Consider the following 22,458-nt stretch of genomic DNA (forward strand, 5'->3'; position numbering starts at 1 on the left):
ATTACACACCCGCAAGGGGCCTGTTGAATAGGTCCAGTGTGGCACGTTGATAAGTCCAGATGTGGCGATCCCAAAGACTCGTCATCGCGGCCGCGGCCGCTGGGCCATGAGTATTTAGGATCAGAAAGAAGCAGAATTGGCCTTCTTTCTGATGAAAAATACTCCCCCGCCGGAGGCGTCCCGAAGGCAGAGTCGGCGCTGGCTTGCGAATTGGGCTTGCGGTTTCGGGCAGGGGGCGGTCGGATAGAGGAAAAGGGGGAGCCATGGCAGAGCGAGATTTTCTGACATCGTTGTTCGAGGCGGCGATCCGGGCGGCGGATCCGAAGCAGGCGCTGGCGGTGCAACTGCCAGCGCGGCCCAAGGGGCGTGTCGTGGTGGTTGGCGCGGGCAAGGGGGCGGCGCAACTGGCCGCCGCGTTCGAGGAGCTGTGGGGCGATCCGGTCGAAGGGGTTGTGGTGACCCGTTACGGCTATGCCTGTCCGTGTCGCCATGTGCGCGTGCTGGAAGCAGCGCATCCGGTGCCGGACGAGGCGGGGTTGGCCGCGTCTCAGGCGCTGTTCGAGGCGGTGCGCGGGCTTGGCCCTGACGATCTGGTGGTGGCGCTGGTTTGTGGCGGTGGTTCGGCCCTGTTGGCGGCCCCGGCCGAAGGGTTGGCGCTGGAGGACGAGGTGGCGCTGAACCGCGCGCTATTGGCCAGCGGGGCGCCGATCGGGGCGATGAACGCGGTGCGCAAGCAGGTCAGCCGGATCAAGGGCGGGCGTCTGGCGGCGGCGGCGTCTCCGGCGCGAGTGATCAGTCTGATCGTCTCGGACGTGCCCGGCGATGATCCGGCGCAGGTGGCCAGCGGGCCGACCGTGCCTGACCGTGTGGGCAGGGCCGAGGCGCTGGCGGCCGTGCGCGATTACGGAATTGCCCTGCCAGAGCGTATTGCCGATTTCCTGCGAGATGCGCCCGAGGATGCGCCATCCCCGGATGACCCGCGTTTTGCCCGCAATGAGGTGCATGTCATCGCCTCGGCCGCGAAATCTCTGGAGGCGGCGGCCGAGGTGGCAGAGGCGGCGGGTATATCTGCCGCGATCCTGTCCGATGCGATCGAGGGCGAGGCGCGCGAGGTGGCCAAGGTGCATGCCGCGATGGCGCGCGAGGTGGCCTTGCGCAATCGACCCTTTGCCAAGCCGGTGGTGATCTTGTCTGGGGGCGAAACCACGGTGACCCTGCGCGGCAAAGGAAAGGGCGGGCGCAACAGTGAATTCCTGCTGTCGCTGGTGCTGGAGATTGACGGGGTCACGGGCATCACCGCGCTGGCCGCCGACACGGATGGCATCGACGGGTCCGAGGATAACGCGGGTGCCTTTGCTGACGGGACCAGTGCCGCGCAGATGCGGCGGGCCGGGGTGGACCCGGCGCAGGCCTTGGCGGGCAATGATGCCTGGACCGCGTTCAACGCCATCGACGGGCTGTTCGCACCCGGCCCGACCGGCACCAATGTGAACGATTTCCGGGCGATCCTGATCCGCTGAGCTTTGCGCACCAATCGGATCGCCCTGGCGCGCAGCCAAGGGCAGTGTGGTCCCGTGACCAGAGGTGCCCCATGATCCAGATCGTTCCCGCTTTGCTGCTTTTCCTGCTGCCGCTGGCCTATAGCCCCGGCCCCGGCAACATGTTCTTTGCCGCCAACGGGGCGCGCTTCGGGTTTCGGGCGACGCTGCCGGCCTCGGTCGGGTATCATGTGGCGACGTGGGTGGTGACGGTGGCGATCGGGCTGGGCTTTGCCAGTCTGTTGGCGGCGGTGCCGCAGGCGATGCTGGTGCTGCGATGGGCCGGGGCGGGCTATGTGCTGTGGCTGGCCTGGGGGCTGGCGCGGGCCGGAGGGGCGGCGCAGGGGCAGGCGCGACCGGCGGGGTTTGGCGATGGGGCGCTACTGTTGCTGTTGAACCCCAAGGCCTATGTCATCATCGCGCTGATGTTCTCGCAATTCCTGGGCGAGGCGGCGGGCTGGGGCGCGGTGCTGCTGATCGCCAGCGTCTTTACCCTGAACAATCTGGTGGCGTTTTCGGCATGGACCCTGCTGGGCGACCGGATCGGGCGGCTGTTCGCGGCTAGAGGCGGGGCGAACCAGCTGTTCGGGGCGATTCTGGCCGGGGTGGCGGTGTGGATGCTGCTGGGCTGAGGGGGCGGGGCTTTCGCCCAGCCGGTCATTGGGTGTTCAGCAGCACCACTTCGACGCGGCGGTTGGCCTCGCGACCGGTTTCCGTCTGGTTGGGCGCGATGGGGGAGAGATAGCCCATGCCCTCGGCCTCCATCTGGGCGCGGGGGACGCCGTAGATGCTGACCAGCCGTTCCAGAACAGAGGCGGCGCGGCGTTTGGACAGGGCGACGTTGCCCTCCAGCGCGCCGACGGCATCGGTGTGGCCGACCAGCGCCACGCGGCGGGACGGATCGGCCAGCAGGAACGCCGACAGCGCCTGAAGCGAGGCGAACGGCCCCTCACCCAGCGAGGAGGAGCCAGTCTCGAACGTCAGATCGTGTAGGACGGCATGGCCCAGGGTCGACAGGCTTTCGCCCAGCGGTTTGCCTTGGGCGGCCGCCGGGGCCAGCCGCGCTGTGCCCGTCATGGTGGACATCTTGGCGGGTTCCATCGCCTCGGTCGTTACGCGGATCAGCTGGACGAAGCCGGCGTTGTCGGTGCGGCTGACCAGCAGCGACAGGTGATCCTTGTCTCCGTTGCGGGCTGAAAGGAACCGGAAATCGGTCAGGTCCACATGCATGTCGGGGGCGGGCAAGATGAAGGTGCCAAAGCGGAAATCGAACCCGCCGCAGGCATCATCGCCGCATTCGAACAGGATCTCGTAGCCGTCATCCTCGAGCTGCTGGCGCAACGGCCCGAAAATCTGCAGCGAGGTCAGCCCCTGCGCGCCGATCAGCCAGCTTTGGCGGGTGACGGCGCCCTCCAGGTCCTGAACGGGCACCGCGCCATCGGCAAACGATCCCAGCGGCAGGGCATAGCTGTCGGCCGCGCTGGACAGATCGGCCAGCGGCTTGGCAGAGGCAGGCAGTTCCAGCGTCAGCGCATGGGCCGTCCCGGACAGGGACAGGGCGGCACAGCACAGGGCGAGCGCGCGCAGCATCACCGGGCCTGAGCGTGGTATTCCCGGTTCGGACGCATATCCAGGGCCGAGGCCACGCGGTTGGTCATATTGTAGAACGCCGCCGTGTTGGCGATGTCCCAGATGTCGCGGTCGGTCCAACCGGCATCGCGCAGGGCCTGACGGTCGGCTTCCTCGATCGTGGCGCTGGCCTTGGTCATCTGCACGGCGAAATCCAGCATGGCGCGCTGTTTCGGGGTCAGATCAGCAACGCGGTAGTTCATCACCAGCGCCTCGCCCAGGATCGGATCGCCCGAGATCTCGCGCACGGCGGCGCCGTGGGCGGTCAGGCAGTAGAAGCACTTGTTTTCCGAGGACACCGTGACCGCGATCATCTCGCGCTCCAGCTTGGTCAGGCCGCTGTCGCCCAGCATCAGGTCGTTATAAAGCGCGGTGAAGGCGTTCAGCTTTTCGATGTCAAAGGCGTGGGCCATCAGCACGTTGGGGATCAGGCCCAGCTTTTCCTGACAGATGCGGAAATACTTGGCGGTTGCCTCGGGCAGCGGGTCCAGCGGCGGCAGGTTCAGCGCAATGGGGCGCTCGGGGGTGCTCATCTCAAATATCTTCTTTGTGTTTTCTGTAATGGTACTGCCCGACAAGGGCCATTCCGAGGTCGGAATATAGCGCATTCGCGGCCGTGTTGTCTTGTGTGCAGACGACCGACAGGTAGCTGGCCCCGTTGTCGCGCGCCCAGAAGGCGGCCAGACGCATGAACCAGCGGGCCATGCCCTGCTTGCGCTGATGCGGCAGCACGTACATGGCGTGCAGCATGGCGGTGTCGCCGTGGATGCCGACAAAGGCCGTGCCGGCGGGGCTGTCGTTAAGGCGGCCCAGCAGGGCGGTCTTGGGCTGCGGCGCGCGGTCCATCACGGCGATGCGGCCGGGGCCGATCTTGCCCTTGGCCCAGATGTCGATCTGGATCGCCAGCGGTTCCCACACGGCAAAGGCGGTGACGGGCGGCGGGAATTGCGTGGCGACGGTATCGACATGTGCGACCCACAGGTTGACCGGATCGACGATGGCATAGTTGTGCTCGGCCAGCAGGGCGTCCAGATCGCCCTGACCTTCGCGGACCTGGAACAGGCGGGGCTGGTGCAGCGCCTGCATGGCGGCCTCGGCGGCGGGCAGATCTTGCGCCGTCACCGGCTGCATGGCCACGGTGGCCGAGACACGCTGGCCACCATTCTTGCCTTCGCGGATCAGCCAGGGGCCCAGCGTTTTTTCAGCGGCGGCAGGCCAGGTGCCATCGGTCACATCATAAAGTTGCGCGGCGGTGGGCAGGGTCATGCGAACATCTCCGACAGGCGAGTCATGGCGGCATCGACCTGCGCGCCGTCATGGCCGCGGATCACGATGTTGGCGCCGTATATGCCATTGTTTTGAAAGGGATAAGAGCCGATGGACAGCTCGGGGAAATCATCGGCCAGCTTTGACAGCGGGCCGGCGATCTCGCCCTCGCCACGTTCGATCCGCAGCGATTGCGACAACAGCGGCGAGCCGCCGGTCAGCGTCGGCAGCACGCTCGCCACCATCGCCTCGAACACCGCCGGGACGCCAGCCATGACATGCACGTTCTGGATGGTGAAACCGGGCGCGACCGAGACCGGGTTTTCGATCAGCGTGGCCCCGTCGGGGATGCGCGCCATGCGCAGGCGGGCCTCGTTCAGCTCGGCGCCGGTGCGGGCGTAATGGGCGGCCAGCAGAGCGCGCGCGTCGTCGCGGATGCTGATCGGGGTGTCGAACGCCTCGGCCACGCATTCGGCGGTGATGTCGTCATGCGTCGGCCCGATCCCCCCCGAAGTGAACACAGAGCCGTAAGCCGCCGACAGCGATTTCACGGCCTTGATGATGGCGCGGCGGTTGTCGGACACGACGCGCGCCTCTTGCAGGTCGATGCCGACGCGGGTCAGCTCGCGCGCCAGGTAATGCATGTTGCTGTCGCGGGTCCGCCCCGAGAGGATCTCGTCCCCGATGACCAGAATGGCTGCGGTCGGATTGGCCATCGCGTGCTCCCTCGTCTTGCGAATACTCTGTCACCGGTATAGGCGCGGGATATGCGCTTTCAAACCCCTCTTGTGCCCGCCACGCTGATCCGCCGGTATAAGCGGTTTCTGGCCGACTGCCTGCTGGAAGATGGGCAAGAGGTGGTCGCCCACTGCGCCAACCCCGGCTCGATGCTGGGTCTGGCCGAGCCGGGAATGCGAATCTGGCTGGAGCCGAACGACGATCCCAAGAAGAAGCTGAAATACGGCTGGCGGCTGGTCGAACATGACGGCGGCCATTTCACCGGCGTCGATACATCCGTCCCCAACCGCGCGCTGAAGGCCGCGCTGGAGGCGCACCAGGTGCCGGGCCTGCCCGCCTATGAAACCGTGCGGGCCGAGGTGAAATACGGCGCGAACAGCCGGATCGACTTCTTGCTGTCGGGCGCACAAGACACCTATGTCGAGGTGAAATCGGTGACCCTCAGCCGCCAGCACGGCCTGGCCGAGTTTCCCGACAGCGTCACCGCGCGCGGCGCCAAACACCTGGCGGAACTGGCGGCGATGGTCGCGCAGGGGCACAACGCGGTGATGCTGTACCTGGTGCAGCGCAACGATTGCACCCGCTTCACCCTGGCCGCAGACATCGACCCCACCTATGACGCCGCCTTTGTCGCGGCGCGTCGGGCGGGGGTACAAGTGCTGGGCTTTGACACCAGGATCAGCCCCGAGGGCGTCGACCTGGGCGCGCCGCTGCCCTTGGCCGAACTGCCGCACTGGCCCTTGGCGCCAGATCAATGTAAAAGCTGACCAAACGATCCTGCGACGGAGAAGACTTTTGAAGGACAAGCACGATGGCCGCGTGACCCGCGAGGGGATCCGTATCCACCAAGAGGCGGATTTCGCCGGGATGCACAAGGCTGGCCGCATCGCCGCCGAAATCCTGGACGAGATCGCCGAGCATGTCTTCCCCGGCCAGACCACCGCCGAGATCGACCAGATCATCGAGGCAAAGGTGACCGAGAAGGGCTCGAAATCCGCGACGATCGGGTACAAGGGCTATCAGCACGCCAGCTGCATCTCGATCAACCACGTGGTCTGCCACGGCATCCCCGGTGATAAGAAGCTGAAGGATGGCGACATCCTGAACATCGACGTGACGGTGATCGTGGACGGCTGGTTCGGCGACACCTCGCGCATGTACGTGGCGGGCAAACTGCCCCGCAAGGCCGAACGCCTGATCCAGGTGACCCATGACGCTCTGTTCAAGGGCATCGAAATGGTCAAGCCCGGCAACACCTTCGGCGACATCGGCCACGCGATCCAATCCTACGTCGAGGCCCACCGCATGAGCGTCGTCCGCGACTTCTGCGGCCACGGCCTGGGCCGCGTCTTCCACGCCCCGCCCAACGTGCTGCACTACGGCCGCCCCGGAACCGGCCCCGTGCTGGAAGAAGGCATGTTCTTCACCATCGAACCCATGGTGAACCTCGGCCGCCCCGAAACCAAGGTGCTGGCCGACGACTGGACGGCGGTCACCCGCGACAAATCCCTGTCGGCGCAGTTCGAACATTCCATCGGCGTGACAGCAGACGGGTTCGACATCTTCACCCTGTCGCCCGCAGGCACGTTCCACCCGACCTATTCCGAGTGATCCCATTGTGCGCGCCAAGGCGCGCGCATGATATCTCGTCATCGTCCTGCGGCCGCTGCCTGCGGGTTTGGGGGCGCGGCCCCCCTGCGCCTTTGGCGCATTCCCCCCGGGATATTTAAGAAAAAGAAGAAGGAAGAGCGCGCCTTGTCCTTCTTCTTTTTCCAAATATCCCGGGGGTGAGGCCGCAGGCCGAGGGGGCTGGCCCCCTTTCCCTGTTCAGTCTCTGTGCGTGGTCCGGTCTTCTGGGCGAAACCAGCCAGATTCCGGGCGTTTTGGTTGCCCTTCGGGGGGCAGGCGTATAAGCGCGGGGGGAACGCGCGGGCTGGCTGTTGGGGTCGGGCCGGGAATTGCAGACAGATGAACGCATGGTTCAGCGCGTATGCGCGCTGGAGACGGAGGCTCGATTGCCGATGATTTCCCTATCTTCCTATGGCCGGGAATGGACCCGCAACGTGAAAGGCGACCTGCTGTCCGGGTTGGTCGTGGCACTGGCGCTGATCCCCGAGGCGATTGCCTTTTCGATCATCGCCGGGGTTGATCCCAAGGTCGGGCTTTATGCGTCGTTTTCCATCGCGGTGATTACGGCCATCGTGGGCGGGCGTCCGGGGATGATCTCAGCTGCCACGGCTGCGACCGCCGTGCTTATGGTGACGCTGGTAAAAGAGCATGGGCTGCAATACCTGCTGGCCGCGACCGTTCTGGCGGGTGTGTTGCAGATCGGTGCGGGGTTGCTGCGCTTGGGCTATGTGATGCGCTTCGTGTCGCGCTCGGTCATGACGGGCTTTGTGAATGCGCTGGCGATCCTGATTTTCATGGCGCAACTGCCCGAGCTGATCGGGGTGCCGTATCTGACCTATGTGATGGTCGCGGCCGGTCTGGTGATCATCTACACCTTCCCGCTGCTGACCAAGGCGATCCCCTCGCCGCTGGTGTGTATCCTTATCCTGACTGCCGTGTCGCTGACTCTGGGGCTGGATCTGCGCACCGTGGGCGACATGGGCGAGCTGCCCGATACCCTGCCGATCTTTCTGCTGCCGGACATCCCGTTGACCTGGGAGACGCTGATGATCATCCTGCCCTACTCGGCTGCCGTGGCCGCCGTGGGCCTGCTGGAAAGCCTGATGACGCAGAACCTGGTGGATGAGCTGACGGACACGACCTCCAGCAAAAACCAGGAGTGTATCGGTCAGGGCGTGGCGAATTTCTGCACCGGTTTCATTGGTGGTATGGCGGGCTGTGCGATGATCGGCCAGTCGATGATCAATGTGAAATCCGGCGGGCGCGGGCGCTTGTCGACCTTTGTCGCAGGCGCGGTTCTGCTGATCCTGGTGGTGTTTCTGGGCGATTACGTGGCACGCATTCCGATGGCTGCACTGGTGGCGATCATGATCATGGTCTCGGTCGGGACGTTCAGCTGGTCGTCGCTCAAGAGCCTGCGCGATCACCCGCCTTCGTCTTCGATCGTGATGGTGGCGACCGTGGTGTTCGTGGTTTTCACCCATAACCTGGCGATTGGCGTGCTGGTGGGCGTGCTGCTGTCGGGCATCTTCTTTGCCTGGAAGATCGCGCAGCTGTTCGGCGTGCGATCCGAGCTGTCGGCGGACGGGCGCGAGCGGCGCTATATCGTCGAGGGGCAGTTGTTCTTTGCTTCATCCGAGGATTTCATGAAGGCGTTCGATTTCCGCGAGGCGCTGGAGCGTGTCGTTATCGACGTTACCCGCGCGCATATCTGGGACATTTCCTCGGTTGCGGCGCTGGACATGGCGGTGTTGAAATTCCGCCGCGAAGGGGCCGAGGTCGAGATCCTGGGCATGAACGAAGCGTCGCGCACTATCGTCGACCGGCTGGGCGAGCATGACAAACCCGGCGCGGCCGACAAGCTGCTGGCACATTGAGGAGGCGGACATGACTGGCAAAATCATCGCATTGGTGGATGGCTCGATCTATTCCGAGAGCGTGTGCCACCACGTCGCCTGGATCGCCGGGCGGACGCAGGCCCCGGTCGAATTGTTCCATGTGCTGGGTCGGCGCGAGGGCGGCTCGGGCGATCTGAGCGGCAACCTGCGGCTGGGTGCGCGGACCAAGATCATGTCCGAACTGGCCGAGCTGGACGCCCAACGCGCCAAGCTGGCGCAAGCGCAGGGGCGCGCCATTCTGGACGACGCCAAGGCGATCATCGAGGGCGACGGCGTGGCCGAAGTGGCCCTACGCCTGCGCAACGGCGACATCGTCGAGACGGTAGCCGAGCAAGAGGCCGACGCCTCGATGGTGGTGATCGGTAAACGTGGCGAGGCTGCGGATTTCGCCAAGATGCACCTTGGCTCGAACCTAGAGCGGATCGTGCGCGCGGTGAAGGCGCCGGTGTTTGTCGCCAGCCGGGCCTTCAAGCCGATCGAGCGGGTGCTGATCGCCTATGACGGCGGGGTGTCCGCGATGAAGGCGGTGGATTACGTCGCTCGCAACGCGCTGTTCGCCGGGATGGACTGCACGCTGGTGACGGTGGGCACGCCCTCGGACGCGGTGAAGCGCGGTCTGGAGGATGCACGCGCCACGCTGGCAGCGGGTGGTCACAAGGCGGCGGTCGAGGTTGTGCAGGGCGCGCCTGAAACGGCGCTGGGCGAGTTGGTCGAGGGCAAGGGTTATGACCTGCTGGTGATGGGCGCCTATGGGCATTCACGGATTCGCGCGATGATCATCGGCTCGACCACAACGCAGATGATCCGCACCTGCAAGGTACCGGTGGTGTTGGTCAAGTAGGGCGGGGCAAAATTCCGCTACGGAATTTTGATCGGAAAATTTGAAATTTTCCGCGCCTCCGGCGGGAGTATTTTGCGTCAGAAAGAAACCAGGGTCAGGTTTCCAGGATGGAAATCGTGGTGTCCCCGTATTGGCGCGCTTCCAGCAGGGTCAGGGCGTCGGGCGGGGTGATGGGGGCGCTGTCCTCCCACACGATCAGGGCGCTTTCGGCGATCCAGCCTTGGGTCAGGGCGGTTTGCATCGCGACCTCGCCCAGGCCCTTGGCATAGGGTGGGTCGAGAAAGATCAGGTCATAGGGCGCGTCGGGATTGGCGGGCAGTTTGCGGGCGTCGCGGCGGATGATTTTCGTTTGCGCCTGTGCGTTGCAGATGCGGATGTTCTCTCGGATCAATGTGTTGGATTTGTTGCCATCGTCGACAAAGGTGACGTGGTCGGCGCCGCGTGACAGCGCCTCGAGCCCCAATGCGCCGGTGCCGGCGAACAGGTCCAGCACGCGGGCGCCCTCGATCGGGGCGCCGAAGCGGCCGCCCGCCAGCATGTTGAACAGGCTTTCGCGGGTGCGGTCGGTGGTGGGGCGCAGGTGTGCGCCTGGGTCACCCTTGCCGACGGCGGCCAGTGCGCGGCCCTTGAAGGCGCCAGCGACGATCCTCATTTCAGCAGCGCCTTCAGGTCGGTTTCGGGGCTTGCGATTGCCAGTGGGTCGGGGGATTTGCTGCCGTCAATCAGGCGTTTGCCTATCATGTAGGCGCGGGCGTCATTGGCGGCGTCCACGGCCAGCAGCGTGTCGCCCCGGTAGTACCAGAAGGACATCGCGCCGGGTTTGTCGCCGGGGCGGCTGATCACGCGGTCATAGCCGGTGTTCAGCCCGGCGATCTGCAGTTTCACGTCGTATTGATCTGACCAGAACCACGGCTGCGGGACATAGGTTTTACCTGCCCCCAGCACGTTTTCAGCCACGCATTCGGCCTGGTCGATGGCGTTGGGGACGGATTCCAGCCGGATGCGCCCGTCGCGGTAGGGGAACGAAGCGCAGTCGCCTGCCGCCCAGATCGAGGGGTCGCTGGTGCGGCCCTGGGTGTCGGTCTTGATGCCGTTGTCCAGCTCCAGCCCGGCGGCTTCGGCCAGGGCGGTGGCGGGGGTGATGCCGACGCCGACGATCACGAAATCCACCTGCAGCGAGGTGCCGTCCGACAGCTCGGCCCCGGTGACGCGGGTGTCGCCGGTCAGGCGGGTCAGGCCGGTGCCTTCGCGGATCTCGACGCCGTGGGATTGGTGCAACTGGCGGAAATAGTCGCTGGTTTCGGGGCTGGCGACGCGTTGCAGGATACGCTCGGACATTTCCACCAGCGTGACGTGCAGACCCTTCGCGGCAGCGACGGCAGCGGCCTCAAGCCCGATATAGCCGCCGCCCACGATCAGCACCCGCGCGCCGGGGCGGAACTCGGGGGCCATGGCGTCGACGTCCTCCAGCCCGCGCACGACGTGGACGCCGTCCAGCGCGCCTCCGATCGCATGCGGCAGGCGGCGCGGGACCGAGCCGGTCGCCAGGATCAGCGCGTCATACGCGATCTGCTGACCGCCCGCGATCACCACCTTGTCGGCGCGGTCGATCGCATCGGCGCGGCAGTTCAGGCGCAGGTCGATGCTGTTCTCGGCGTAAAAGGACAGGGGGCGCAGGTACAGCCGCTCCAGCTCCATCTCGCCCAGCAGGTATTTCTTGGACAGCGGCGGGCGCTGGTAGGGCGGGGCCGATTCCTCGCCGATCAGGGTGATCGAGCCGTCAAATCCCAATGCGCGCAGCTTGGCAACGGCCGAGGCTCCGGCCTGTCCGGCCCCTATGACAACGATCTTTTGCATCATTCGTTCCTTCGTGTTCATTGCCTCTGGTCCGCCATGGGCCGCACCCTATATCCTGCCGGACAGGGAACGCAATGAAGGACACCCCAATGACAATTGCCGTCGGAGACCGCCTGCCAGAAGCCAACTTTCTGGTGATGACTGACCAAGGCCCCGCGACCGTATCGCTGGCCGAAAAGACCAAGGGCCGCAAGGTCGTGATCTTTGCCGTGCCGGGGGCGTTTTCGACCACCTGCCACGTCGCACACATGCCCAGCTTCATCCGCACCAAGGATCAGTTCGCGGCCAAGGGCGTGGACGAGATCATCTGCGTGGCCGTTAACGACCCCTTCGTGATGAAGATGTGGGCCGAGGCGACCGGCGCGGACAAGGCCGGGATCACCTGCCTGTCGGATGCCGATGGCAGCTATGCCAAGGCGCTTGGCCAGGTGATGGAAGCGCCCGTGGTGGGCTTTTACGGGCGTTCCAAGCGCTACGCGATGCTGGTCGAGGATGGGGTGGTGACGGTGTTCCATCCTGAAACAACGCGCGGCTGCGAGATTTCCAGCGGCGAAGCACTGCTGGACGATATGTGACATCGTCCAGGGGGAAAATTCCGGCACGGAATTTTGATCGGAAAATTTGAAATTTTCCGAGCCTCCGGCGGGAGTATTTCTTGTCAGAAAGAAACAGGGGGCCGCGCCGGGTTTGGGGCGGCCTTTTTTCGTCTGGCTAGGTTAGTTGATCCAGCTTGCGGGCCAGTTTTACGTCCTGGGCGCTGAGGCCGCCCACGTCATGGGTGGTCAGCGTCACGGTGACCCGGTTCCAGGCGTTGGTCCAATCCGGGTGGTGGTTCCACTTTTCCGCCCACAGGGCTGCGCGGGTCATGAAGGCGAAGGCTTCGGGGAAGTCGGTGAATTCGTAGGTTTTGATGATCGCGTCGCGCCCGTCCAGCAGGCGCCAGCCGTTGGCCAGCAGTGGCTCCAGCATGGTTTTGCGACCTGTGTCGCTCAGTCGTTCGGTCATTCCTTGTCCTCCGCTTTGGCTTTGCGGAACGGGCCGTAGTCGGTCAGGATTTCGATATCCTCGGCCACGGCGGCGCGTTCCTGCGCCAGAAAATCCTGCACGGCGCGGGCGAAGCCGGGGTCGGCCACCCAATGCAGCGAGTGGGTCGTCACCGGCAGGTATCCCCGCGCCAGTTTGTGTTCGCCTTGTGCGCCGGCCTCGATCTTGGTCAGGCCCTGCGCGATGGCAGTTTCGATGGCCTGATAATAGCACGCTTCGAAATGCAGGCACGGGTGATCCTCGGTGCAGCCCCAGTACCTGCCATATAACGTGTCCGCGCCGATAAAGTTCATCGCGCCGGCCACGGGTTGGCCGTTCCGTTCCGCCAGGATCAGCAGTACGTCGTCGCGCATCGTGTCGTGGACCTGATCGAAGAACGCGCGTGTCAGGTAGGGTTGGCCCCATTTGCGCGCGCCGGTGTCCTGGTAGAAGGTCCAGAATGCATCCCAGTGATGCGGTTCGATCTGGTCCCCGGTCAGCTGCCGGATCGTGCCGCCGAACGCCTGCGCCGTGGTGCGTTCCTTGCGGATGGTCTTGCGCTTGCGCGAGGAGAGGTCGGCCAGGAAATCGTCGAAGCCCGCGTAGCCCCGGTTGAGCCAGTGGAACTGTTGCCCGGTGCGGTGCATCAGGCCCATCGCCTCGCCCGCGGCGACCTCGGCTTCGGTGCAGAACGTGGCGTGGACCGAGGAGACCCGGTTCTGCTCGGCCAGTTGCGTGGCGCCCTGGATCAGCGCGTGCATGCCCTGCACCTCGTGCCCCGGCAGGGTCAGAAAGCGCCGCCCTGTGACCGGCGTGAACGGCACCGCGATCTGTAGCTTGGGGTAATAGCGCCCGCCCGCGCGTTCATACGCGTTGGCCCAGGAGTGGTCGAACACGTATTCGCCCTGGCTGTGGGATTTGCCGTACATCGGCGCGCAGGCGATCAGCTGCCTACCCGCATAGGCCGCCAGATAGCGCGGCTGCCAGCCAGTGCCCGGCCCGACGGAGCCGCTCTGCTCGATCGCGCTCAGGAAGCGGTGGGTGGTGAACGGATCGGTCGCACGACCCGAGCCCGCCCGCGCGCAGGCATCCCATGCGCCCGCGTCGATCTGGGTCAGGCTGCCCAGCACCTGAATTTCGATGGTCTGTCCGTCCATGTCACCCATTCCCTCGCCCCTCAGTATCTGGGGCCGTGGGGGCCGCGATCAAGCGGGGATCGCGGCGGCGTAACCCTCGAACGTGACATTCTGGGCGACCTCGCGCGCCTTTGCCTCGGCTTGGGGCGAGCGGATGGTCCAGCACAGCACCGCTGCGCCGCGCCGTTTCAGATCGGCCACGCGGGGGCGCTCCAGATCGGCGGCTTCGTGGCTGATGAAACACGATCCAGTCGAGTCGTAATCCGGGATCTCGCGCAGCTTGTCGCGGGTGCGGGCGGGCAGCAGTTGCCAATCCTGCTGCGTGTAGGCGCTGGTGGTCAGGCCGCGCGGGATGTCCGGGGCCAGAATTGCCATTTGCAGGACCGAGTTCGGGTTGAACGACATGAAGGCCAGCGGCCCGTCGTAGCCCTGCGCCGCCTCGGCCGCGGCACGTTCCAGCTGGCCGACATTGGCCCCCATCGCGCCGTCCTGATCCTTGATCTCGACCAGCAGGGGCACGCGGCCCGCGACCATCTCCAGCACCTGCGCAAAGGTCGGGATCGTGTCATTGCCACCGGTCAGGGTGATCTGGCCCAACTCGGCAGCGGTTTTGCCCCGGATCGGACCGGGCTGGCCGGTCAGCCGCTTCAGGTCATAATCGTGGAACACCATCGCCTGCCCGTCCGCGGACAGTTGCAGGTCGATCTCGATCCCATAGCCCGCCTCGACCGCCGCGCGGATCGCAGCGGGCGAGTTTTCGACCCGTCCCGCCGCCTTGTCATGATAGGCGCGATGGGCGATTGGGGCGGTCAGAAAGCTGGCGGGCAGGCTCATTTGATCTGGAAAATCGCTTCGATTTCGACGGCGACGCCCAGCGGCAATGCCGCCGCCGACACGGCCGAGCGCGCATGACGACCCGCATCCCCAAGCGCCGCGACCAGGAAATCCGACGCGCCGTTGATGACCTTGGGCTGCTCGACATAATCGGGGGTCGAGTTGACGAAGCCCACCAGTTTCACCACGCGAACCAGCCGGTCAATGTCGCCGCCGCAGGCTGCCTTCAGTTGGGCCAGCAGGCTGATCGCGCAGCGTTTCGCCGCCTCGGCGCCCTGTTCCGTGGTCATGTCCGCGCCGACCTTGCCCTTGATGAAGCCGTCAGCATTCGCGGACACCTGCCCGGACACGTAGACCATGTCGCCCACGATCACGTACGGCACATAGTTGGCAGCCGGGGCAGGGGCGTCGGGCAGGGTGACGCCCAGCTCGGCCAGGCGGGATTCGATGGTGCTCATGTCGGTGGTCCTTCCGGTTGGTTTTGCGCGCAGGCTAGCGGGGTGGCGCGCGCTTGCAAACCCCGTGTGGTTCCGGTCGGTGATACGAAAACGGCGCCCGAAGGCGCCGTTTCGTCATTCGCGGAAGGCCTTGGCGAAATAATCCGCCAGCGGTTTGACCAGATAGGCCAGCGGCGTGCGGTCCTGCGTGCGCAGGAACGCCTCGACCGGCATCCCCGGCAGCAGCGTCATGCCCTCGGGCAGGCGCTCCAACTCGCCGTCGTTCACGTCGATTTCCACCCGGTAGAAACTGCGCTGAGTCGCCTGATCGGTGAACGCATCCGCCGAGACCTGCACCACGGTGCCGAACAGCTCGGGCGTGCTGCGCTGGTCGAAGGCCGAGAATCGCAGCGTCACCTGTTGGCCGACATAGATCTGGTCCACATGGATCGGCAGCGCCTGCGCCGCGATGATCAGCGGCCGGTCCTGCGGCACCAGGAACAGCACCGGATCGGCCGGTTTGATGACCGAGCGCGGCGCGAAGAACTGCAGCCCGTAGACCACGCCCGAGACCGGCGCGCGGATGTCCAGACGGTCCAGCCGCTGACGCACGGCGCGGCGGTTCTCGGCGATCTCCAGCTCGCGATATTCGATGTCGCGCAGGGTGGTCAGGGCCTCTTCGCGGCGCAGGGTGTCCTTTTTCAGGATCTCAAGGTCGATCTCGGTGATCCGCCCCTCGGCCTGCGCCCGTTCCGAGGCCAGCTGACCCACTTGCCCGGCCAGTTTCGCCTCTTCGCGTTGCAGCGCCAGCACGCGGGCGGCTTGCGCCAGCCCCTTGTCCAGCAGGGTTTTCTGGCCCGACAGTTCCTCTTGGATCAGGGTCAGCTGCGATTGCAGCGCCGCGCTTTGAGCATCAATCCCGACGATCTGTGCCTGGATCTGGATGCGGCGCTTGTCCAGCTGGTCCACCTCCTGCCGGATCGAGGCCGTGCGGGCCGCCATCAGCTGCGTCTGCCCGTCCACCAGCGCGGCCACCTTGGGGCTCAGCGCGGCGGCTTCCAGCAGTTCGGGGTCATAGGTGATGTCGTCCAGCCCGTCGCGCTCGGCCTCCAGCCGGCCACGGCGCGCCATCAGTTCGTAAAGCTGCCCCTCTAGGATCGTCAGCTGCGAGGTCAGGTCCGTCGGGTCCAGCCGAATCAGCAGTTGACCGGCCTCGACCAGGTCGCCCTCGTCCACCAGGATTTCCTCGATCACGCCGCCGTCCGGGTGCTGCACGACCTGGCGGTTCTGATCCACCTCGATCCGTCCGCTGGACACCACGGCGCCTGAAATCGTGGTCATCGCGGCCCAGCCGCCAAAGCCCACCACCAACAGCACCAGCGCCAACATGCCCAGAACCAACGGGCTGCGCACCGGAAAGCGCGAGTTGACTGGATCGCTCATCGCATGCCTCCGGGGTTGCCGTCGCGGGCGATGGTCTGGTGGTTTTGCACCATCTTCTTCAGAACCTCATCTTTCGGGCCGAAGGCGCGGACATTGCCGCCCTCCAGCATCAGCAGCAGATCGCATTCCTGGATCGCCGCGGGGCGGTGGGCCATGATCAGCACCGATTTGCCCGCCTCTTTCATCGCCCGGATCGCCGTGTTCAGCGCCATGCTGCCCTCGTTGTCGAGGTTCGAGTTCGGCTCGTCCAGCACCAGGATCACGGGGTCGGAATACATCGCGCGGGCCAGCCCGATCCGCTGGATCTGTCCGCCCGACAACCGCCCGCCCGAGGCCGAGACGCGGGTGTCGTACCCGTCGGGCATCTTCAGGATCATGTCATGCGCGTCGGCTTTGCGGGCGGCGGCCACGATCTTTTCCGCGTCGGGGTTGGGGTCCAGACGGGCGATATTCTCGGCGATGGTGCCGTCGAACAGTTCCACCCGCTGCGGCAGATAGCCGATCAGCTGACCCAGAACCGAGGGGTCGTATTGGTCCAGCGCCGCGCCATCCAGGCGGATCTTGCCGCCAGCGGGGCGCCAGAGGCCGGTGATCGCGCGGGCCAGCGTGGATTTCCCCGCGCCCGAAGTGCCGATCACGCCCAAGGCCTGCCCGGGTTGCACCACGCAGTTGACCATTCGCAGCGTGGCTTGATTTTGGCCCGGGGGCACCACGGTCAGCTGCTGCACCTCCAGCTTGGCTTGCGGGGCGGGCAGGGCGGTGCGGGCCGGCTCAACCGGGACACTGCCCAGCAGCATCGCCAGCGAATCCCAACCCTTCTTGGCGCGCTGGAACATCGGCCACTGGCCGATGGCCTGCTCGATCGGGGCCAGCGCACGGCCCATCAGGATCGAGCCCGCGATCATCGCGCCCGGGCTCAGCTCGCCTTGCAGCACCAGGTAGGCGCCCAGACCCAGCATCGCCGATTGCAGGAACAGGCGGAACGTCTTGGTCAGCGTGCCGTACATGCCGCCCGCGTCCGAGGCCGCCAGCGACTGCGACAGCGAATCGTTGCGCGCGGCCTCCCAGCGGCGGAACCCGGCCTCGCGCATGCCCATCGCCTGCACCATCTCAGCCTCATTCACCAACTGCCCCGAGATCTTCTCGGATTGCACCACGGCCATGTTCGCCTTGGCGATCGGCAGGCGCGTCGTGGTCTGGTTCAGAATGGCCAGCGCGATCAGGAACAGCCCGCCGCCGATGGCCAGATAGCCCAGCCACGGGTGAAACAGCATGATCCCGGCCAGAAAGAACGGCGTCCAGGGCATGTCGAACAGCGACATCAACGCCGGAGAGATCAGCAACCGTTGGATCGACTCCAGATCACGCAGACCCGTGGTGCTGGTCTCATCCGGGGCGACGGCCGATTTGCGGATCACCGCATCGAACACCCGCCGGTCCAGACGCGCCTGAAACCGGCTGCCGACCCGCGCCATGATTCGTGCGCGGGAAAAATCCAGAAGGCCCATCATGCCGTACAGGAACGCCACGATCAGCGTCAGGCCGATCAGCGTCTCGAACGAGCGGCTGCCCAGCACGCGGTCATAGACCTGCAGCATGTACAGCGGGCCCGTCAGCATCAGCAGGTTTACCATCAGGCTGAACAGGGCGACCGCCCAGAACAGGCCCCGGCTTTCGCGCCGTGCTGCCCGCAGTTCGTCTTTGCCTGCCTCGAGTCGGTGGTTAATCATAAGCTCAATTCCGCCGTTCTTTTATCACGCCTAGGCTTTTGCCACGGGCTTCGGTATGGTCCGTTTCGATGGGGCTGTCGCAGTTCTGCCACAGGCGCCATCCTTGCCGGTCAACATGGCTGGGTTTCATTAAGACATCGACTAAATAGATCACAAGAATTCAGATATTGGAAAAACACGTGCCGGTACAGCGATACAGTTCCTTTTCTCGCAGTGCAATCATGGCCCTTGCCGCAGTCACCGTTCTGGGTGTTGCGGGCTGCACCCGACCTGCCCAGTACGAAGGGCGCGACGGCATCTTTGATCCGTACGAGTCCGGCAACCGCAAAACCCACGAATTCAACCGTGACGTCGATCGCGCCCTGCTGCGCCCACTGGCCAAGGGCTATGTCGCCGTCGTGCCTGATGGCATCGTCATCAGCGTCGGCAAATTCGCTGAAAACCTGGGCGAGCCATCGAACGCCGTGAACCACCTGCTGCAGGGCAATGTCCGCGGCGTGGGGCGCAACGTGACCCGGTTCCTGATCAACTCGACACTGGGATTCGCGGGGCTGTTCGATCCGGCCTCGGATTTCGGCCTCTATCCCGACAAGACCGATTTCGGCGAAACCCTGCACGTCTGGGGCGCGTCCGAAGGCGCCTATGTCGAACTGCCCGTCTTCGGCCCCTCGACCGAGCGTGACGCCGCCGGCCGGGTCGTCGACATGTTCACCAACCCGCTCAGCTACGTCCTGCCCACGCAAGAGGCCGCCGCCGCCAACAGCGCCAAAGTCGCCGCCAAGCTGGGCGATCGCGGCCGCTATTCGGATCTGGTCGATTCGGTGCTGTACGAAAGTGCGGACAGCTATGCGCAGGGCCGCATCCTTTATCTGCAAAATCGTCGGCATGATCTGGGAATGGACACCGAAGATACCTATATCGCGCCCGAAGACGTCAACACCCAAGGTTTCTGAGCATGAGTCGTTTCACCCGTCGCACCTTCATGGCCACCTCTGCCGCCGCCCTGATGGCGCTGGCCCTGCCGCTGCCCGCCTTCGCGCTGAATGACGCCGAGGCCCGCGGCCTCGTCGACAACCTCGTGAGCGAGATCAACGACGTCATCGCCTCGGGCAAATCCGAAACCGCGATGTACGGCGATTTCGAGCGGATCTTCCGCAAATACGCCGACCTGCCCTATATCGCCGCCTATGCAATGGGCGTCGACGCCCGCCGCGCCAGCGACAGCCAGAAAAAGGCGTTCACCAACGCCTTCACCGGCTACATCTCGCGCAAATACGGCAAACGCTTCCGCGAATTCATCGGCGGCCGCCTCGAAGTGCAGGGCGTGAAACAGGTCAAAAGCTTCTACCAGGTCACCACGACCGCCTTCCTGCGCGGCGAAGCCCCGTTCGAGGTGGACTTCCACGTCTCCGACCGCAGCGGCAAGAACCTGTTCTTCAACATGTATATCGAGGGCATCAACATGCTCCTGACCGAGCGGGAAGAGGTCGGCTCGATGCTCGACCGCCGCAAAGGCGATATCGATGCCATGATCGCCGACCTGGCCAAGGCCGGCTGACCCATCAAAGGCCACCCTCGGGTGGCCTTTTTCTTTCCCGCTTCTTTCTGATCCGAAATACTCCCGCCGGAGGCACGGAAAATTTCAAATTTTCCGTTCAAAATTCCTTGCAGGAATTTTCTACCGCGCCACCCAAGCCTTCAGGCTTAACGGTTGCCGCCGTTGCCCAGCAGGTCGTCCAGCAGTTTCTCGATCCCCCGGCGGGTGCGATCATTCTCGCCATTCCCGGCGCCCGGCGACTTCTTCGGGTCCGATCCGCCTTCCAGCATCGGTAGCGGCGACACCGGCACGCCTTCGTGCACACGCACCATGGTCTCGTGCCAGATCTCGGCCGGCAGGCCCGATCCGGTGACGCCCTTCAGCGGGGTGTTGTCGTCATAGCCCATCCACACGCCCGCCACGTAATCCGCGCTGAACCCGATGAACCAAGCGTCCCGCGCCGCCTGTGTCGTGCCGGTTTTGCCCGCGATCTGCCGGTCATCCAGCAGCGCCCTCCGGCCCGAGCCATGCTGGGCTACGTTGTACATCATCCAGATCAGCTCGCGCGCGGCGTCCTCGCGGATCACCCGCTCGCCGATGCCGCCGGTGGCGGTCATCAGCGGCTCGTCGTCGCCCTGCATCTTCAGTTCCACCAGCCCGTACGGCGTGACCGAGCTACCGCCGTTCAGGATACCCGCATAGGCGCCCGTCATCTCGATCAGCGTCGATTCCGAGGCCCCCAGCGCCAGCGCCGGCCCCTGTGCCAGGTCCGATTGCAGGCCAAAGTCCGCCGCGATCTGGCGCACGTTCTCCAGGCCGACATTCTGCGCCAGTTTCACCGCCGGGATGTTCAGCGAGGATTGCAGCGCCTCGGTCAGCGTCACCCGGCCGTGGAATTTCCGGTCATAGTTCTGCGGCGTCCACGGGCCGGAGCCGGGGATATTGATCGTCAACTCCTCGTCCAGGATCGTGTCGTTCGAGGACCACCCCATCTCCAGCGCCGTCGCATAGACGAACGGCTTGAAGCTGGACCCGGTCTGCCGCAGCGCCTGTGTCGCGCGGTTGAACGCGCCCGCCACCTTGGTCTTGCGTCCGCCCACCATGGCCCGCACCGCGCCGTCCGCGCTCATCACCACGATGGCGGCCTGCGCCTTGGACCCCTCGGAAACCTTGTTCTCAAAGATATAGGCCAGCGCGTCCTCGGCGGCCTTCTGGATGCGCTGATCCAGCGTCGTGCGGATCACGACGTCCGCGGTCGAGTTGCGGGTAAAGAACTCGGGTCCCGAGGACATCACCCAATCCGCGAAATAGCCGCCTGCGCGCGCCTCGGCGGCCTCGGACAGCTCGGCGGGGTTGGCCAGCGCCTCTTTGGCGGCGCGGTCCGACAGGTAACCCTGTTCCTGCATCAGCCCGATCACCACGCCCGCGCGGTTTTGCGATTTTTCCAGGTCGTTGGTCGGGGCCAGGCTGGTCGGCGCGGTCAGCAGACCGGCCAGCATCGCGCCCTCGGCGGGGTTCAGTTGCGCCGCCGACTTGCCAAAGAACCGCTGCGCGGCCGCTTCGGCCCCGTAGGCGCCGCCACCCATATAGGCGCGGTTCAGGTAGATGCTCAGGATCTCGTCCTTCGAGTACTTCGTCTCCATCGCCATGGCAAAGATCGCTTCCTTGCCCTTGCGCCACAGCGAGCCCTTCCGGCAGTCCGCCTCATAGGCGGCTTCGCTCTCCCATTGGGTTTCGTCGTATTTCACGCCCAGGCACAGCAGTTTCGCCGTCTGCTGGGTGATGGTCGACCCGCCATGCCCCGACAGCGGCCCGCGCCCTTCGCGCAGGTTGATGCGGATGGCGCTGGCGATGCCGCGCGGGCTGACGCCGAAGTGATAGTAGAACCGCTTGTCCTCGGTCGCGATCACCGCGTTCTTCAGGTGCGGGCTGACCGAGCTGGCCGTCACCGCGCCGCCGAACGTGTCGCCGCGCCAGGCAAAGATCTTGGCGTCGCGGTCCATCATCGTGACCGAGCCATTGGCCCGCCCGTCCAGCAATTCCGTGACCGGGGGCAGGGTCAGGTAGAAATAGCCGACCGCCAATCCCAGCAGGACGCAGCTCAGCAGGCCGATGCGCCAGGTGAAGGCCCAGATCAGGCGCAGAATCCACCGAAACAGGCCGGTGATGGCATTGGTGACAAAGTTGCCGCGTTTGCGCGGGGCGGGTTTCTTGCGCTTGGGGGACGGCTTTTTCGCCGGCTTGGCCGGTTTCGCCGCGCTCTTGTACCGCTTCTCCGCCACCAATGGCGGTTTCCTGCGCCCTGAATCACTCATTCTCTGCCCTGCCCGAGCCTGCCTTTTTTCGCATCATAACGCCCTGAGTCTTGAATGTTGAGGCATAGCTGCACTGCAGATACCGTTTTTATCATGCCTTAATTTTATGCGAAAAATTCCGGTCGCACAAAAAACAGGCGCAAGATCACAATTCAAGTCGAGATTTTGGGCTGTCAGCTTCCCTCGAGGCCCTCATGTCGTGCTTTGCTGCGGATGCAACATGCGGGCTTTCCGCAGCATAACGACAAGGGGATCAAGGTGAAACTCATCATTGCAACGATCAAACCGTTCAAGCTCGAGGAGGTCCGCGAGGCGCTGACCGAGATCGGCGTGCGCGGCATGATGGTGACCGAAATCAAGGGTTTCGGTTCGCAGTCGGGCCACACGGAGATTTACCGCGGCGCGGAATACGCCGTGAATTTCGTGCCGAAAATCAAACTGGAAATCGTGGTGAACGCGTCCATGGCCGATCAGGTCGTCGAGACGATCGTCAACACCGCCCGCACCGGCAAGATCGGTGACGGCAAGATTTTTGTGCTGGATGTCGCACAGGCGGTTCGCGTGCGCACCGGTGAATCGAACGAAGACGCGATCTGATCCGCGGACG

General features: G+C 64.9%; 23 protein-coding genes. 10 read left to right on the forward strand and 13 right to left on the reverse strand.

Features of this window, described 5'->3' with window-relative positions; genetic code table 11:
- The first annotated feature begins 263 nt into the window (after nucleotides 1–263).
- Together E7681_RS10715 and E7681_RS10720 are read left to right on the forward strand one after the other, a co-directional pair.
- Nucleotides 264–1,520, forward strand: coding sequence for a glycerate kinase type-2 family protein (locus E7681_RS10715; RefSeq protein WP_136339278.1), 1,257 nt, complete (start codon nucleotides 264–266; stop codon nucleotides 1,518–1,520).
- A gap of 71 nt (nucleotides 1,521–1,591) precedes the next feature.
- Complete coding sequence (locus E7681_RS10720) at nucleotides 1,592–2,170, forward strand: LysE family translocator (RefSeq protein WP_136339279.1); 579 nt, start codon at nucleotides 1,592–1,594, stop codon at nucleotides 2,168–2,170.
- A 25-nt stretch (nucleotides 2,171–2,195) separates the two neighbouring features.
- Here the strand turns inward: E7681_RS10720 and E7681_RS10725 are convergent, their stop codons facing one another.
- From E7681_RS10725 to E7681_RS10740, 4 genes are read right to left on the reverse strand one after another with little or no spacing between them, the layout of a single operon-like run.
- Complete coding sequence (locus E7681_RS10725) at nucleotides 2,196–3,128, reverse strand: OmpA family protein (RefSeq protein WP_136339280.1); 933 nt, start codon at nucleotides 3,126–3,128, stop codon at nucleotides 2,196–2,198.
- A complete protein-coding gene (locus tag E7681_RS10730) occupies nucleotides 3,128–3,700 on the reverse strand; it encodes a peroxidase-related enzyme (protein WP_136339281.1) in 573 nt (190 codons plus the stop codon). The genes E7681_RS10725 and E7681_RS10730 overlap by 1 nt, the downstream gene beginning before the upstream one ends.
- A 1-nt stretch (nucleotide 3,701) precedes the next feature.
- Complete coding sequence (locus E7681_RS10735) at nucleotides 3,702–4,433, reverse strand: GNAT family N-acetyltransferase (RefSeq protein WP_136339282.1); 732 nt, start codon at nucleotides 4,431–4,433, stop codon at nucleotides 3,702–3,704.
- A complete protein-coding gene (locus E7681_RS10740; RefSeq protein WP_136339283.1) occupies nucleotides 4,430–5,149 on the reverse strand; it encodes a competence/damage-inducible protein A in 720 nt (239 codons plus the stop codon). The genes E7681_RS10735 and E7681_RS10740 overlap by 4 nt, the downstream gene beginning before the upstream one ends.
- 51 nt (nucleotides 5,150–5,200) lie before the next feature.
- Between E7681_RS10740 and sfsA the strand changes: the two genes are divergently transcribed.
- From sfsA to E7681_RS10760, 4 genes are all read left to right on the forward strand, one after another.
- Nucleotides 5,201–5,938, forward strand: a complete 738-nt coding sequence (gene sfsA, locus E7681_RS10745; RefSeq protein WP_136339284.1) for a DNA/RNA nuclease SfsA — start codon at nucleotides 5,201–5,203, stop codon at nucleotides 5,936–5,938.
- Between the two features lie 28 nt (nucleotides 5,939–5,966).
- A complete protein-coding gene (gene map / locus E7681_RS10750; protein ID WP_136339285.1) occupies nucleotides 5,967–6,782 on the forward strand; it encodes a type I methionyl aminopeptidase in 816 nt (271 codons plus the stop codon).
- Between the two features lie 410 nt (nucleotides 6,783–7,192).
- Nucleotides 7,193–8,677: a SulP family inorganic anion transporter gene (locus E7681_RS10755; protein WP_136339286.1), complete on the forward strand. Its 1,485-nt coding sequence runs from the start codon at nucleotides 7,193–7,195 to the stop codon at nucleotides 8,675–8,677.
- Between the two features lie 10 nt (nucleotides 8,678–8,687).
- A complete protein-coding gene (locus tag E7681_RS10760; protein WP_136339287.1) occupies nucleotides 8,688–9,539 on the forward strand; it encodes a universal stress protein in 852 nt (283 codons plus the stop codon).
- Nucleotides 9,540–9,633: 94 nt separating this feature from the next.
- Here E7681_RS10760 and rsmD read toward each other — a convergent pair whose 3' ends face one another.
- Nucleotides 9,634–10,191 carry a 16S rRNA (guanine(966)-N(2))-methyltransferase RsmD gene (gene rsmD, locus E7681_RS10765; protein ID WP_136339288.1) on the reverse strand — a complete coding sequence of 186 codons (558 nt, stop codon included), beginning with the start codon at nucleotides 10,189–10,191 and terminating at the stop codon, nucleotides 9,634–9,636.
- Nucleotides 10,188–11,396: an NAD(P)/FAD-dependent oxidoreductase gene (locus tag E7681_RS10770; protein WP_136339289.1), complete on the reverse strand. Its 1,209-nt coding sequence runs from the start codon at nucleotides 11,394–11,396 to the stop codon at nucleotides 10,188–10,190. The genes rsmD and E7681_RS10770 overlap by 4 nt, the downstream gene beginning before the upstream one ends.
- Before the next feature lie 89 nt (nucleotides 11,397–11,485).
- Between E7681_RS10770 and E7681_RS10775 the strand changes: the two genes are divergently transcribed.
- Nucleotides 11,486–11,971 (forward strand): peroxiredoxin, encoded by a 486-nt coding sequence (locus E7681_RS10775; protein WP_136339290.1) that lies wholly within the window; start codon nucleotides 11,486–11,488, stop codon nucleotides 11,969–11,971.
- A gap of 136 nt (nucleotides 11,972–12,107) precedes the next feature.
- Here E7681_RS10775 and E7681_RS10780 read toward each other — a convergent pair whose 3' ends face one another.
- The 6 genes from E7681_RS10780 to E7681_RS10805 all read right to left on the reverse strand — a co-directional run bounded on the left by E7681_RS10780 (nucleotide 12,108) and on the right by E7681_RS10805 (nucleotide 17,999).
- Nucleotides 12,108–12,401, reverse strand: coding sequence for a 4a-hydroxytetrahydrobiopterin dehydratase (locus E7681_RS10780; RefSeq protein WP_136339291.1), 294 nt, complete (start codon nucleotides 12,399–12,401; stop codon nucleotides 12,108–12,110).
- Nucleotides 12,398–13,576, reverse strand: a complete 1,179-nt coding sequence (locus tag E7681_RS10785; RefSeq protein WP_136339361.1) for a GNAT family N-acetyltransferase — start codon at nucleotides 13,574–13,576, stop codon at nucleotides 12,398–12,400. The genes E7681_RS10780 and E7681_RS10785 overlap by 4 nt, the downstream gene beginning before the upstream one ends.
- A gap of 48 nt (nucleotides 13,577–13,624) precedes the next feature.
- Complete coding sequence (locus tag E7681_RS10790) at nucleotides 13,625–14,389, reverse strand: glycerophosphodiester phosphodiesterase family protein (RefSeq protein WP_136339292.1); 765 nt, start codon at nucleotides 14,387–14,389, stop codon at nucleotides 13,625–13,627.
- A complete protein-coding gene (locus tag E7681_RS10795) occupies nucleotides 14,386–14,847 on the reverse strand; it encodes a RidA family protein (RefSeq protein WP_136339293.1) in 462 nt (153 codons plus the stop codon). Before E7681_RS10795 ends, E7681_RS10790 begins: the two co-directional genes overlap by 4 nt.
- Before the next feature lie 114 nt (nucleotides 14,848–14,961).
- Nucleotides 14,962–16,269 carry an HlyD family type I secretion periplasmic adaptor subunit gene (locus tag E7681_RS10800; protein WP_136339294.1) on the reverse strand — a complete coding sequence of 436 codons (1,308 nt, stop codon included), beginning with the start codon at nucleotides 16,267–16,269 and terminating at the stop codon, nucleotides 14,962–14,964.
- Nucleotides 16,266–17,999, reverse strand: coding sequence for a type I secretion system permease/ATPase (locus E7681_RS10805; protein WP_136339295.1), 1,734 nt, complete (start codon nucleotides 17,997–17,999; stop codon nucleotides 16,266–16,268). The genes E7681_RS10800 and E7681_RS10805 overlap by 4 nt, the downstream gene beginning before the upstream one ends.
- A gap of 221 nt (nucleotides 18,000–18,220) precedes the next feature.
- On the opposite strand from E7681_RS10805, the gene E7681_RS10810 reads away from it, so the two are divergent.
- Nucleotides 18,221–18,952, forward strand: a complete 732-nt coding sequence (locus tag E7681_RS10810; RefSeq protein WP_136339296.1) for an MlaA family lipoprotein — start codon at nucleotides 18,221–18,223, stop codon at nucleotides 18,950–18,952.
- 2 nt (nucleotides 18,953–18,954) lie between these two features.
- The gene (locus tag E7681_RS10815) at nucleotides 18,955–19,557 is read left to right on the forward strand and encodes an MlaC/ttg2D family ABC transporter substrate-binding protein (RefSeq protein WP_136339297.1); all 603 of its coding nucleotides are present in this window, start codon (nucleotides 18,955–18,957) and stop codon (nucleotides 19,555–19,557) included.
- Between the two features lie 146 nt (nucleotides 19,558–19,703).
- On the opposite strand, the gene E7681_RS10820 is transcribed toward E7681_RS10815, so the two are convergent.
- Nucleotides 19,704–21,851 carry a transglycosylase domain-containing protein gene (locus E7681_RS10820; protein ID WP_136339298.1) on the reverse strand — a complete coding sequence of 716 codons (2,148 nt, stop codon included), beginning with the start codon at nucleotides 21,849–21,851 and terminating at the stop codon, nucleotides 19,704–19,706.
- 258 nt (nucleotides 21,852–22,109) lie between these two features.
- Between E7681_RS10820 and E7681_RS10825 the strand changes: the two genes are divergently transcribed.
- Nucleotides 22,110–22,448: a P-II family nitrogen regulator gene (locus E7681_RS10825; protein WP_136339299.1), complete on the forward strand. Its 339-nt coding sequence runs from the start codon at nucleotides 22,110–22,112 to the stop codon at nucleotides 22,446–22,448.
- The last annotated feature ends 10 nt before the right edge of the window (nucleotides 22,449–22,458 follow it).

The sequence above is a fragment of the Thalassobius vesicularis genome (genome assembly GCF_004799325.1).
Taxonomy (GTDB): domain Bacteria; phylum Pseudomonadota; class Alphaproteobacteria; order Rhodobacterales; family Rhodobacteraceae; genus Thalassobius; species Thalassobius vesicularis.